The sequence below is a fragment of the Shewanella sp. SG41-4 genome, from assembly GCF_014164505.1.
Classification (GTDB): domain Bacteria; phylum Pseudomonadota; class Gammaproteobacteria; order Enterobacterales; family Shewanellaceae; genus Shewanella.
Window position 1 is genome coordinate 1 of record NZ_JACJFI010000100.1, and the last position, 13559, is coordinate 13559.

General features: G+C 43.6%; 12 protein-coding genes. 2 read left to right on the forward strand and 10 right to left on the reverse strand.

What is annotated here, in order from left to right; translation table 11 throughout:
* Positions 1–215 (forward strand): hypothetical protein (locus tag H5202_RS23960; RefSeq protein ID WP_220493842.1); only part of this gene is annotated, 215 nt, incomplete at its 5' end.
* A 52-nt stretch (positions 216–267) separates the two neighbouring features.
* Here H5202_RS23960 and H5202_RS11095 read toward each other — a convergent pair.
* Positions 268–1857, reverse strand: a complete 1590-nt coding sequence (locus H5202_RS11095) for a M28 family metallopeptidase (RefSeq protein ID WP_182772134.1) — start codon at positions 1855–1857, stop codon at positions 268–270.
* 321 nt (positions 1858–2178) lie between these two features.
* Between H5202_RS11095 and H5202_RS11100 the strand changes: the two genes are divergently transcribed.
* On the forward strand, positions 2179–2517 hold the full coding sequence (locus tag H5202_RS11100; protein ID WP_182772126.1) for a hypothetical protein: 339 nt from the start codon (positions 2179–2181) through the stop codon (positions 2515–2517).
* Positions 2518–2754: 237 nt separating this feature from the next.
* On the opposite strand, the gene tilS is transcribed toward H5202_RS11100, so the two are convergent.
* From tilS to bamA, 9 genes are all read right to left on the reverse strand, one after another.
* Positions 2755–4221: a tRNA lysidine(34) synthetase TilS gene (tilS, locus tag H5202_RS11105; RefSeq protein WP_259397282.1), complete on the reverse strand. Its 1467-nt coding sequence runs from the start codon at positions 4219–4221 to the stop codon at positions 2755–2757.
* Between the two features lie 9 nt (positions 4222–4230).
* Complete coding sequence (gene dnaE, locus H5202_RS11110) at positions 4231–7707, reverse strand: DNA polymerase III subunit alpha (RefSeq protein ID WP_182772127.1); 3477 nt, start codon at positions 7705–7707, stop codon at positions 4231–4233.
* Positions 7708–7817: 110 nt separating this feature from the next.
* Positions 7818–8456: a ribonuclease HII gene (gene rnhB, locus H5202_RS11115; RefSeq protein WP_182772128.1), complete on the reverse strand. Its 639-nt coding sequence runs from the start codon at positions 8454–8456 to the stop codon at positions 7818–7820.
* Positions 8457–8476: 20 nt separating this feature from the next.
* Positions 8477–9625, reverse strand: coding sequence for a lipid-A-disaccharide synthase (gene lpxB, locus H5202_RS11120; protein ID WP_182772129.1), 1149 nt, complete (start codon positions 9623–9625; stop codon positions 8477–8479).
* A 9-nt stretch (positions 9626–9634) separates the two neighbouring features.
* Positions 9635–10405 carry an acyl-ACP--UDP-N-acetylglucosamine O-acyltransferase gene (lpxA, locus tag H5202_RS11125; RefSeq protein ID WP_182772130.1) on the reverse strand — a complete coding sequence of 257 codons (771 nt, stop codon included), beginning with the start codon at positions 10403–10405 and terminating at the stop codon, positions 9635–9637.
* Positions 10402–10863, reverse strand: coding sequence for a 3-hydroxyacyl-ACP dehydratase FabZ (fabZ, locus tag H5202_RS11130; protein ID WP_182772131.1), 462 nt, complete (start codon positions 10861–10863; stop codon positions 10402–10404). Before fabZ ends, lpxA begins: the two co-directional genes overlap by 4 nt.
* Positions 10864–10894: 31 nt before the next feature.
* Positions 10895–11920, reverse strand: coding sequence for a UDP-3-O-(3-hydroxymyristoyl)glucosamine N-acyltransferase (lpxD, locus tag H5202_RS11135; RefSeq protein ID WP_182772132.1), 1026 nt, complete (start codon positions 11918–11920; stop codon positions 10895–10897).
* A 5-nt stretch (positions 11921–11925) separates the two neighbouring features.
* Positions 11926–12423 (reverse strand): OmpH family outer membrane protein, encoded by a 498-nt coding sequence (locus H5202_RS11140; RefSeq protein ID WP_182772136.1) that lies wholly within the window; start codon positions 12421–12423, stop codon positions 11926–11928.
* A 65-nt stretch (positions 12424–12488) separates the two neighbouring features.
* On the reverse strand, positions 12489–13559 hold a 1071-nt coding region (gene bamA / locus H5202_RS11145; protein ID WP_182772133.1), incomplete at its 5' end, for an outer membrane protein assembly factor BamA.

The window sequence follows — 13559 nt, forward strand, 5'->3', positions numbered from 1 at the left end:
AAGCTGGATCAATCCCCATGGCGACCTTTTCGCTGTTTGAAAATGTTGCGGGGCGGCTGGGAGTTCCAAGAGGGAACAGCCGTTGGTTTCCTCTTGGTCTGGTGTGGGTGAAGCGCCACGACGTTGGTGGCCGCAGGCCATATGTATCAGCCCATTCAGGGTGGAACCTTGCGATCTTACTTCAAACGAAGTTTGAAAAAGTCTGGTGTGGGTGAAGCGCCACGACGTTAGTGGCCGCAGGCCATTTCAAATAAAAATATACTACGGTTACTTACCGTCTTCCGCTCTGCGTTTTTTAAAGTCTGAATCTTCTATCCATTTTGGCCAGTCGTTGTTGTTGGCTAGCTTTTCAATAATATCGCTGATTAAGGCTAAGTCTTGCTCTACCCCGCCTAAATTCCAGCTGGCATCATAATCGTCTGCACCTTGATGGTACTTATGGGCAATGTAGTCTGGGTCGGTGTCGCCTAAGCTCATGAACATTAACCCGGGGACGCCTTGTTGGGCTAAAGCAAAGTGGTCTGAACGGAACATTAAGCCATTTTGTGGACGGGGATCAGCCTTTACGGTACGACCTTGTGCTTTGGCGGCATCGTCTAAATAGCTTTCAAGTTCTGATACGCCTTGGCCGTAACGCAGGATGTAATTAACACCTTTGCCTACATTCATGCCATCTATATTTAAAAACGATACCAGTTGTTTAGTAGGTACTGGAGGATTGGCAGCAAAGTATTGCGCACCAATGAGTCCGGTTTCTTCTGCGGTAAATGCAGTAAACAGAATAGAGCGTTTAGGTGCTTTATTTTGCGCTTTAAAATGACGAGCAAGTTGTAACACACCTGCCACGCCAGAGGCATTGTCGACAGCGCCGTTTAAAATAACTGTTTTACCGTCTTGCACGGTTTTACCTAAATGGTCCCAGTGAGCATGCATGACCAACCATTCGTCGGCTTGGCTGGTACCTGGTATCAGCCCTGCTACGTTATAAGATGTGGCTAATTCAATGGTATTTTTTACTGCTAAATTGGCTTTGAGTTTAAGTGGTATAGACTGAAAACCCGCTTTTGCTGCGGTGAGTTTGATTTTATCAAAGTCTAAACCTGCTGCTTGAAACACTTTTTGCGCGGTTTGATGTTGAACCCAACCCATGACGCCAATGTGTGATTGATTATTTTGATCATCAACTAAGGTGTATTTAGTATTAGTGTTGCTGTTTTCAACGACGTTCCAACCGTAGGCTGCGGGTGCGGTTTCATGCACAATAAACACCGCTTTGGCGCCCTGCCTTGCTGCTTCTTCATACTTATAAGTCCAACGGCCATAATAGGTCATGGCATTGCCTTTAAAGATGGCAGGATCTTGAGTCGCAAAGCCTGGGTCATTGACCAGCATAATCACGGTTTTGCCTTTAACGTCAATGTTAGCGTAATCATTCCATTGATATTCCGGCGCATTAATACCATAGCCAACAAACACTACATCGCTGTTATCTACACTCACTTGAGGCTGAACTTGTTCAGTACGTGCGGTGAAATCAGTGCCGTTGTTAAACACTAAATCGCCCATACTCAGCTGCATTGTTTGATCGGCAGTAATTTTGGCCATTGGCACTGCTTGACGATAACTGTCACCAAAACCTGGAGCGAGTCCCATTGCTTTGTAGGCGTTTTCTAAATACTCAACCGTCAGTTTTTCGCCATGAGATAACGGCCCACGGCCTTCAAATTCATCACTGGCTAAGGTTTGCACATCTTGACGATAGGTTTTTTGATCAAATTGAAATGGCGTAGCGTTGACACTAGGCAGAAGAAACACACCAAACACAGCTAATAAACGAAAGGTATTCACAGACAACATCCTCTGTTGAGTATTAAGAAAAACCATTGTAGCAACAAGATCGCCACATTGAAAAAAGGATTAGAGTAAACATTATTATTCGTAAAAGTTGGAAATAAAACGCTGCTCTGTTTCACATAATAATATTGAGTTAATTTTGCCTATATCAAAAATAAGTTGACATAATATGTCTTAGCAACCATAGTAAGACATATTATGTCAAAGGCTGTATATCAAAGATAATATGTCTCTGGGTAAGTTTGACATGGAATATGCGTACCGTTGTTATTTCGCACGACTCACTCTATCTCTTAACGCTAATTAATGTGAAAAGGAAAATACATGAAATTTATTATGGTGGCTTTAATCAGCTTTACACTTGGTGTTGTAGGTGCAGGTTTTGTTGCATTGAAGTTTTTCGCTTATGGCGGGCAAAGTGTTGCCGCGGCAGAGATCCAAATGTCGACAACGACATTACAATTGATTGAGTCAAACAAAATAGACTTAGCGGTTAAAAAACTTTGCTCTGTATTACCGATAGCATTAAAAAATAAAACGGAAATGGATGCTTCATTTTTTGCAACTGAATTTAATTACGGTCAAACAGGATCTGGAGAACATATTGAAAGTCAGGCGGAGAAATTACTCCAGCCAGAAAGGATCTGTCAACCCGCCAATTAACAGGAAAGCTAAACATCTGTGGCCTAACTGAAACAATTTAGTACTGCCTATTTTAGATAGTAACTTCGTGCAGTGTTAGGCTTTACTGCTATGCCTTCATCGTCCTAAACCTAACGCTTTTATCGCATCTAGTCGCGAAGCGTCCAAGCACCTATAGCTTTACTCGTTGTTATCGCTTGTTACCATTTTGACAGACTGTTATCGCTTGTTATCGTCTTGACCTGCTGTTATCACTCTTCATCGTGCGTCAAAAAGCGGTATACAAATCCCTTGCTCACCCGTTTGGGTAAGGTAGCGTTTGTCGATCCATAAACCAATGGCGGCCACTAAGGTGTCACCATAAAAAATCAACGGAATTTGTGGTCTACGCCATGGCGGGATATTACATTCTTGCCACAATTTCTTTAATTCGCGCGGTTTTTGCCGTTGTGATGTGGCAAATTGTGGCTGACATTTAATTGAACCTACCGCACCAAAGCGTATGCTCACGGCGGTATTATTGGGTAAAGCAAGTAGCGGCGTATTGTCCGTGGCGATTTGCAGACCCAGCGGGTATTGCTTGTGAGCAACGCGGCACACTATCTGTTGCAGCTCGCCTTTAAGCAGTTGCTCAAATGGTTGTTGAACTGTACTTGCATCAATAACCTCTAACTCTTTATGACTAACCACATAAGCGATGCCAGCAAAACGTTTAACTTGATAATCGCCCCACTGAATCGACATGTTAGCGTCGTCTTTAGCCGCTAACAGCTGTGACAGTATCTGCTGTAATTGCACTTGCGAAGGTAAACTGACACCGCAATGACTCAGGTAACCACGAAACAGTAATGCTTGCCACGCCGCAGTTAATTGCGCCAAGCCGGTTAATACAAACCCAGTCGATTCGGTCATTAATGCATTTGCATCGTTAGGTAATATTAGCCACTCGGGTAAGCGATGACTCACTTCGTCGTCGATAACCTGTTGTTGTTCGGCACATAATGCGGCGCTACGCCCTGCAGTGGTCGCAATACTCGGCCAACGTTGTTTTAATCTTGGAATGATATCCAGGCGTAAAAAATTTCTATCAAAACTGTCGTCTTGATTACTTTCATCTTCGATATGAGATAGTTGTTTTTGCGCTGCAAATTGTTCAATCTGCTCGCGGCTGATATCTAATAATGGCCTTATGAGCCAAGCTTGTTTGTAAGCTTGTATCGCCCCCATTGCCGCTAAGCCTTTTGGACCTTGACCACGCTTTAACGCTAATAATAAGGTTTCAAGTTGATCATCTTGATGATGGGCAGTGAGTAAAATGTCACCGGGATTAAGATAACGGTCAAATGCTTGGTAACGAGCATCACGGGCTTGTGCCTCTAAACTCTGCCGAGGGCCCTTTTCAACCTTAACTCGTTCAATCTGCACTGGAAGCTGATAATGATTAGCTCGAGTGATACAGTGCTGTATCCAAGTGTCGGCATTCGCGCTAAGCCCGTGGTGAACATGTATAAGCAGACAAGCAATATGTGGGTGTTTGTGTGCCAATGCACTTAATCCGCACGCGAGTACCTCTGAATCTACCCCGCCACTGTAAGCCAGTACTAACTTAGGCGAAGATTCACCTTTAACTACCCCCATTTGATAAAGAGGTAATACAGCCTGTTCAAGCAAACTTAGCAGTTGTGGTGCTGTCATTTGAGCTGAGGCAGAGCGTTTCACTGTCATCGTACACACCTAGTTAAAAGCAATTTTAACATTCGTTGAACCCAACATACTTTCGAGCGCCAGCATTAACTCGTCGCTAGGATTAACTCGCCATGTGTCACCTAAAGTGATTTTACCGCTGGCATCAGTTTGCGCATAATGGATAACCACAGGCACAACGCCATTTCGCCAAGGCGTTAACGTTTGCTCAAAGGTTTCGAGCCATTCGGGAGTCACCTGCGATGCTTGAACTTTGATTTCAACCGCTTTAGCAAAATGACTGCGGGCTTCGCCAATTTCAATAATATTGCGGGCATTCATACGATTGCCACCAGAGAAATCATCAAAGCTGACATCGCCTTCACAAATAAGAATGCGATCTTTTTCGAGCATGTGACCAAACTTCTCAAATGGTTCAGTAAATAGCATGACTTCTAAACGCGCACTTTTGTCATCTAATGTCACTAAGCCCATTTTAGAACCGCGCTTGGTGATCATCACCCGGGTTGCCACCACTAAGCCAGCTGCTTTAACGGTTTTACCGCGCTCGGTTGGATGAATGTCTTTTAGGCGGCCATTAGTGTATTGCTTGAGTTCTTTTAAATACTGATTAATGGGATGGCCAGTAAGGTAAAGTCCCAATGTTTCACGCTCACCTTCTAACCAAATTTTGTCTGGCCAAGGAGTACAATGCACAAAATTTTGCTTACTGTCTTCTGGCTCACTATTAAGTAAACCAAACATGTCATTTTGACCAGTCGCTTCAGCTTTAGCATGTTGCGCCGCTGCGCTAATCGCTTGAGGCAAGGTCGCCATCATTGAGGCTCGGTGCGGGCCTAATGTGTCTAAGGCGCCGGCTAAAATCAGTTTTTCAATCACTCGCTTGTTGAGCTTTTTCAAATCAATTCGAGCACAAAAATCAAATAGATCAGTAAACGGCCCATCTTTGCGAGCGTCTAAAATAGAGCCTACAGGGCCTTCACCGACCCCTTTAATCGCGCCGATACCATAAACAATGTTGAGGTCGTCATCGACAGTAAACTTGAATAAGCCTTTGTTGACATCGGGCGGAATTAGCGGCAAGCCCATGCGTTCACATTCGTCAACCAAGGTGACGATTTTGTCGGTGTTGTCCATGTCGGCAGACATTACCGCGGCCATAAACTGCGATGGGAAATGGGTTTTTAGCCATAAGGTTTGATACGACACCAGTGCATAAGCGGCAGAATGCGATTTGTTAAAACCGTAACCGGCGAACTTTTCCACTAAGTCGAAGATTTTCATCGACAAGTCGCCGTCGACGCCGTTATTAATCGCCCCTTCTTTAAACGTGCCGCGCTGCTTTGCCATTTCTTCAGGTTTTTTCTTACCCATTGCACGACGGAGCATATCCGCGCCGCCTAGGGTGTAACCCGACAATACCTGAGCAATCTGCATGACCTGCTCTTGGTACAAAATGATGCCGTAGGTCGGTGACAATAACTCTCTTAGTGACTCATGCTGATATTCAGCATCTGGGTATGACACTTCTTCACGGCCATGCTTACGTTCAATAAAGTTGTCAACCATGCCTGATTGCAAAGGACCTGGGCGGAAAAGTGCCACTAGTGCAATCATGTCTTCAAAACAGTCGGGTTGTAGACGTTTAATGAGGTCTTTCATTCCGCGAGATTCCAGCTGGAATACTGCGGTTGTTTCGTAGCGTTGTAGTAATCTAAAGCAAGCAGGATCGGCAAGCGGAATGGCTTCGATACTGACAGGTTCTTTACCTTCTTTAATCAGGCGCGGATTAATCATCTGCAATGCCCAATCAATAATGGTTAAGGTACGTAAGCCCAAGAAATCGAACTTAACCAGACCGGCCGTTTCTACGTCATTTTTATCGAACTGAGTGACTGGGTTTAAGCCTTCGGCATCGCAATATAACGGTGCAAAGTCGGTAATTCGAGTCGGCGCAATAACCACACCACCGGCATGCTTACCCGCGTTACGTGTTACCCCTTCTAAGCGGCGACACATATCGATAAGCTCTTTAACGTCTTCATCGCCGTCATAGGCTTCAGGCAGCGCTGGTTCAACTTCAAAGGCTTTAGCGAGCGTCATCCCAGGTTCTGCTGGGATTAATTTAGTTAGACGTTCAACAAAGCCGTAAGGATGACCTAATACGCGGCCAACATCGCGTACAACGGCTTTGGCCGCCATGGTACCAAAGGTAATAATCTGTGATACCGCTTCTCGGCCGTATAGCTCAGCTACGTGGTCAATCACCTCATCGCGTCGGTCCATACAAAAGTCGACGTCGAAATCGGGCATGGATACACGTTCAGGGTTCAAGAAACGTTCGAACAGTAAGTCGTATTCTAAAGGATCTAAATCGGTAATTTTAAGCGCGTATGCGACTAATGAGCCGGCACCAGAACCACGGCCGGGGCCAACGGGAATACCGTTGTCTTTACCCCATTGAATAAACTCCATCACGATAAGGAAGTAACCAGGGAATCCCATCTGGTTAATAACTTTCAGTTCAATCTCGAGGCGTTCGTCATATTCGACACGTTTTTCAACGCGAACTTGTGGGTCTGGAAATAAAAATTCAAGACGTTCTTCTAACCCTTTTACTGACACATTAACCAAGAAATCTTCAATGGATAAGTCACCGGTAGGAAAATTAGGTAAAAAATATTCATTTAGGCGAATGGTGACATTACAGCGTTTAGCAATTTCAACACTGTTTTGAATTGCCGACGGAATATCGGCAAACAATGCAATCATTTCATCTTCGGTGCGCAGGTATTGTTGATCGCTGTAGGTTTTAGGGCGACGCGGATCAACTAAGGTAAAACCATCATGAATAGCGACTCGGATTTCATGTGCTTCAAAATCATCTTGCTTTAAAAACACCACTTGGTTGGTCGCAACAACAGGTAATCCTTTTGTTGAAGCTAGCTCAACCGCCATGTGTAAATAGCGTTCTTCATGTGCTCGGCCAGTACGAATAAGCTCAAGGTAATAACGATCTTCAAAGTGTTGTTGATAAAATGCAATCAGCGACTCGACTTGGTTTTGATTGCCTTTTAATAATGCCTTACCGACATCGCCATCTTTGGCACCGGAGATAATGATTAAGCCGTTGTTGTATTTGACTAACCAATCTTGGTCGATCACCACACGGTTATCGACATGACCACGAAGATAGGCTTCGCTGATCAACTGAGTCAGGTTTTGGTAACCTTCATTGTTCATCGCGATAACGGTTAAGGCACAGAATTCTTTTTCAAACCCAGGGGTTTGCACCCAAAAATCGGCGCCAATAATTGGCTTAATTCCCGCACCATTACAAGCACCATAAAACTTAACCAAACCACAAAAGTTGTTTTGATCAGTTAACGCTATTGCTGCCATCCCCTGATTTTCGGCAGCAGCAATAATAGGCTTAACTTTAGCAACGCCATCTGACATTGAATAATCACTGTGGACGCGCAAATGAACAAAACGAGGATCGGACATAGAATATTTTTTCTTCGAAAAAGATGAATGAAACAACACGAAAATGCGGGATTTAGACTACCAAACTACGCGACGTTATCCAATGATAAAGTCGTGTTGTTTGAGTATTATCAAAATGTATCCTGAAGCAATATGCGCTCTGCGACAGGTTTAAAACTTCTACGATGCTCGGGTAATACGCCATACAAGGCTAACGCTTCGAAGTGTGCTTTGGTTGGATAACCTTTATGTTTAGCAAAGCCATACTGTGGGTACTGGCTGTCTAACGTATCCATCTCTGCATCACGAGTCACTTTGGCAATAATGGAAGCTGCACTAATGGCTGCAACTAAGCCGTCGCCTTTAATTATTGCATGACTGGCAATACCGAAATCTGGCACCCGATTACCATCAACCAACACTCGATCAGGTAAAATAGATAACCCAGCCACTGCGCGCTGCATAGCCAACATAGTAGCGTGTAAAATATTCAGCTCATCGATTTCTGTTGGGCTTGCACGGCCAACACTGACACTTAATGCGTTATCCATTATCTGTTGATACAAAGCATTACGACGTTTCTCGCTGAGCTTCTTAGAATCATTAAGGCCAACAATCGGTTTATTTGGATCTAAAATAACAGCTGCGGTGACTACATCGCCAATTAATGGACCTCGTCCTACCTCGTCAACACCAGCAACAAGCCCTTGCGAAATGATGGCTACTTGTTCAGGGGTAATATCTTTTATCACAACCGATAATGTCGACATGTTAGCTTTTCCTAGTGAGGTTACGGCGCTGGTAATAATGCCACTACAGCATCTGCAGCTCGCTCACTGGCATTACACTTTAGCAATTGATGTAATTCTTCAAAGCGGGCATTTAATGGTGCAAAATCTTGATTAAGCTGCTTGATTATCGCATCGGCAATTAACTGTGGTTGGCAATTAGCTTGCATCAGTTCTGGTACGATAGTTTCGTTAGCAAGTAAATTAGGTAACGAATAGTTTTTGATTTTCATCATTCTAATCGCGATTGCATACGTAATTGGGCTGACCCGATACGATACAACCATAGGACGCTTTACCAGCATAGCCTCTAACGTCGCAGTGCCAGATGCCAGTAAAATACAATCCGCAGCGGCCATAACTTCGCGAGATTGGCCTTCTACAATAGTAACGTCTAAATCGGGAGCAAACTCATCCAGTGCAGCAAGAAATTGTTGGCGACGAGCATCATTAACCACCGGAGTGACAAATTTGATGTCCGGGTAGGCTTGTTTAACTAACTGAGCAGCTTTTACAAACGGCTCTGCTAATTGCTTTAATTCACCGCCTCTGGAACCTGGCAATACCGCCAAGTATTCAGCATTGGGATCTAATCCTAATAACTGCCGAGCTGCCAGCTTATCACTGTGCATTGGAATGTCGTCTGCAAGTGTATGCCCAACAAAGGTACAAGGGACTTGGTGTTGGTCGTAAAATGCTTTCTCAAACGGCAATAACGACAACACCATATTAGTGGCTTTAGCAATTTTAAATATGCGTTTTGGACGCCAAGCCCATACTGACGGGCTGACGTAATGGACCGTTTTAATCCCTTTGGCTTTTAACTTAAGCTCTACACCGATATTAAAATCAGGCGCATCAATACCGATAAAACAGTCTGGTGCTAATTCAGTAATTTGTTTAACGAGGCTTGAGCGAATATGAAGTAGTCGTGGTAAATGTGATAACACCTCAACTAACCCCATTATTGAAAGCTCTTCCATTGGGAATAAACTTTCAAACCCAAGAGCTTGCATTCGAGGGCCACCAATACCAATAAAGCGCGCATCAGGGTAGCGTTTTTTGAGTGATTTAACTAAACCAGCACCTAAAATATCGCCGGAGATTTCTCCGGCGACAATGGCGAATACTTTTGAAGGAGAGTTGGTCATTTTTTCCGTCTATCGAATAATGCCACGAGCAGAGTGGTTGATAAATTCCATAAATGCTTTCACATTGACGTCTTTTTCAGCGGCCTCGATTAATTCAGCGTTTGCTTCTTCAATGGTTAAACTCTTGCGGTAAACAGCTTTATAGGCACTAAAGATTGCACGTTGATTTTCTTTGGTAAAACCACGGCGTTTTAAGCCTTCTAAGTTCAATCCACGTGGCACTGCAGGAGAACCCGCTGCCATCACAAATGGAGGAACGTCTTGCAAAATAAGTGACGCACCCGCGGTAAATGCATGCGCGCCAATGTGTACAAACTGATGCACACCTGTCATGCCGCCCAAAATAACCCAATCACCAACATGAACATGACCGGCTATTGAAGCATTATTGGCCATGATAACGTTATTGCCGACAATACAGTCATGGGCAACGTGAACATACGCCATAAATAAGCAATTAGAACCTATGCGAGTTTCACCCTGATCTTGAGTTGTACCACGATGAATGGTCACCGACTCACGAATGATGTTGTTGTCGCCGATAACTAAGCGAGTTTGTTCGCCTGCGTACTTTTTATCTTGGCACTCTTCACCAACCGAAGAGAATTGAAAAATACGGTTACCTTTACCGATAATCGTTGGACCTTTAACCACAACATGAGAACTTATCCATGTGTCGTCGCCGATTTCAACGTTTTCACCAATGTAGGTCCAAGGACCAATAGTGACGTTATTACCAATTTTGGCTGTTGGGTGAACAAACGCTAATTTATCTATCACTTTTTAATCTCTCTTCGTGCACACATGATTTCAGCAGAACAAACCAGTTCACCATCAACCAAGGCTTCACCAACAAATACACCAATACCACGACGTTCTTTAATCATTTTAACGTGAAAATGTATTTGGTCACCCGGCTCGACAACACGTTTAAAACGCGCTTTATCGATACCAGCAAAATAATACAATACCTCTGGAGACGGCTCTGTACTCATGGTTTTAAATGCAAGTAAACCCGTTGCTTGTGCCATGGCTTCTAAAATGAGCACGCCCGGCATAACAGGCTGTATAGGGAAATGTCCCTGAAAAAAAGGCTCATTAATGGTGACATTTTTAATCGCATGTAATTGCTCACCTACGGTGAAGTCCAATACACGATCGATCAACAAAAATGGATATCTATGAGGTAGATATTTAAGGATCTCTTTAATATCCATGGTGTTTAGTTGGTTTGACACACTACATTCCTTAAATAAGGCAGAATTACAATTATTCTGTGCCCTTAGCACTTTTTTCGAGGGTTTTCACTCGACTAAATAATTCATCTAATTGACGGAAACGCACAGTGTTTCGACGCCATAATTTGTTTTCCATTGCGATGGTAGCAGACGAATACACACCTTTTTCACGGATAACACTGGTAATGTTAGTTCCACCAGACACATGAACGCCATCGGCGATGCTGAGATGTCCAGCGATGGCACTACCGCCACCTAAGATGCAGTATTTACCAATGGTAGAGCTGCCAGCAATAATAGAGCCCCCCGCTATGGCGGTATTTTGTCCAATCACAACATTATGGGCAATTTGTATTTGATTGTCGATAATCACACCATCGTGGATCTCAGTATGCGACAATGCACCACGATCAATAGTAGTACCTGCACCAATTTCGACATTATTGCCTATCCGAACGCCGCCGGTTTGTGGAATTTTAATCCAGTTACCGCGCTCATTGGCATAACCAAAACCATCAGAACCAATCACAGTGCCTGACTGAATCAAACAATGTTGCCCAATGTGCACATTATGATAAATAGTCACATTGGCCCAAAGGCGAGAGTCAGAGCCAATAATCGAGTTTTCGCCAATAACACAGCCAGGACCGACTTGAACGTTTTCACCCAAAATAACACGTGATTCAATCACTGCATTTGCACCAATAGCCACACCTTCGCCAATAATAGCTGATGGGTCAATTTGTGCAGATGGGTGAATACCTAAAGCTTGTTTAGGGGTGGTATCAAGTAATTGAGCTACTCGAGCAAAAGCCACGTAAGGATCTTTTACCACTAGCGCATTACCTTGATAAAGTTCTGCTTCTTTTTCGCTTAGTAATACCGCGCTAGCTTGAGTGTTCTCAAGCTGTGCGCGATATTTACTGTTGGCTAAAAAAGAGAGTTGACCTTGCTTCGCATCTTCTAAGGTTGCGACACTGCTAATTTCCAGTGTCGCATCACCTATTACGATAGCGCTTAACGCTTGGCCAAGCTCTTTTAAAGTCACTTTTTGCATATTACTTATTTGCCTTTGCTTAAGGCTTCTACCACTTTGCTGCTGATGTCAGCTTCTGGCTTAACAAAAATAACTGCACCACGTTGTAGCACCATGTCGTATTTTTCTTTATCAGCAATGGTATTAATCACTTTTTGAACTTGAACTAATAGTTTGTTTTGCTCTTCACCTTGACGACGACGCATGTCTTCATCTAGTGCTTTGCCTTTTAACTGGAATTCAGATTTTAATGATTCCATTTTACGTACTAGTTCAGTCTTTTGTGAATCGCTCATTAATGCGCCATCACGTTGTTGCTTTTCAACCAAAGCACGCATATCTGCCTGCATTTTTTGGACTTCTGCAACACGATCGCCAAACTCAGCTTTTAATGATTTAGAAATTTGTTCGCGCTGTGGCAATTGCTCGAATACTTCACCCATATCAACCACCGCGAGTTTTTCCGCTTGGGCTAGCATAGGGGTAGCAAACAATGCCAATGTAATTAATGCGCGATTTACCATCTTTTTCAAAGTAGACTCCTTGTTAAACTTGTTGTTATCAGCAAAACCTGCCGAGTGTATTTGTTTTAGAACGTTTTGCCAATATTGAACGAGAAAATCTCTGTCTCGTCATCTTCATATTCTTTCAGTGGCCAAGCTAAACTGAATACCATAGGTCCCATTGGCGACAACCATTGCACGCTCATACCCCATGAGGCACGTATGCGTTCAGCATCACTATAGTCTTCTAACTTAGCAAACTCATCCGCTGGTAAAATTCGATAAGAGTCATAATCAAACTCTGTATCCCATACGTTACCGGCATCAACGAAGAAACTGGTTCGCACTGAGTTAGTGTAAGCTTCATCGAGGAATGGTGTTGGTACAATCATTTCCACGCTTGCTGTTGCAATGGCATTACCACCAATTGAACGACCAGTACTCACTTGAACCTGATTAGGATCACCTGGAGAAGCTATGCTACAACCATCACCAGACACGTCCGGAGAACATTGCTCACTACCACGATAAGCATAAAAAGATCGTGGACCTACAGAGTTAGACTTAAAGCCACGTAACGAACTGCTACCGCCTGAATAGTAGTTTTCCCAGAACGGTAAAATTTGATCATTATCGTTAAACTGACCATATCCGTTTGCGTAACCTAAACGGGCGCGAGCCAATAATACAAACCCATGTTGAGGTGTCAATGGGAAGTAGAAATTGGTATCGAAATCCGTTTTAAAGTACTGCAAGTCAGAACCTGGCACGGTCATTTTACCGCTTAAGCGTTGCGACGAACCATCTGTAGGGAACGTACCACGGTTAAGTGTGCTGCGGTACCAACCGGCATTCACTTCAAAGTTATCAAAGCTTAAGTCTGAATTCGGATCATCCGTTTCACGGTACACATTATAGAAACGCAATGCTTGTTCATAAGCAGAGATTTCTGAAATGGTATTATGACGGTAACCAATACCACCGTTTAAACGGTTCGATTCGTTAATCGGGAATCCTGAGTTTAGTGCAACACCATAAGATTTATTCTTATAACGCTCAAGGTTAGCCTCGTTAGCATCAAACTCATTCCAGTACACACTGCCACCTAAGCTGACGCCATCTTTAGTAAAGTATGGGTCGGTATAAGACAAGTTAGC

Coding starts and splice junctions, on each gene's coding strand:
- H5202_RS11095 (WP_182772134.1), bottom strand. CDS start 1,857: ATGTTGTCTGTGAATACCTTTCGTTTATTAGCTGTGTTTGGTGTGTTT.
- H5202_RS11100 (WP_182772126.1), top strand. CDS start 2,179: ATGAAATTTATTATGGTGGCTTTAATCAGCTTTACACTTGGTGTTGTA.
- tilS (WP_259397282.1), bottom strand. CDS start 4,221: ATGACAGTGAAACGCTCTGCCTCAGCTCAAATGACAGCACCACAACTG.
- dnaE (WP_182772127.1), bottom strand. CDS start 7,707: ATGTCCGATCCTCGTTTTGTTCATTTGCGCGTCCACAGTGATTATTCA.
- rnhB (WP_182772128.1), bottom strand. CDS start 8,456: ATGTCGACATTATCGGTTGTGATAAAAGATATTACCCCTGAACAAGTA.
- lpxB (WP_182772129.1), bottom strand. CDS start 9,625: ATGACCAACTCTCCTTCAAAAGTATTCGCCATTGTCGCCGGAGAAATC.
- lpxD (WP_182772132.1), bottom strand. CDS start 11,920: ATGCAAAAAGTGACTTTAAAAGAGCTTGGCCAAGCGTTAAGCGCTATC.
- H5202_RS11140 (WP_182772136.1), bottom strand. CDS start 12,423: ATGGTAAATCGCGCATTAATTACATTGGCATTGTTTGCTACCCCTATG.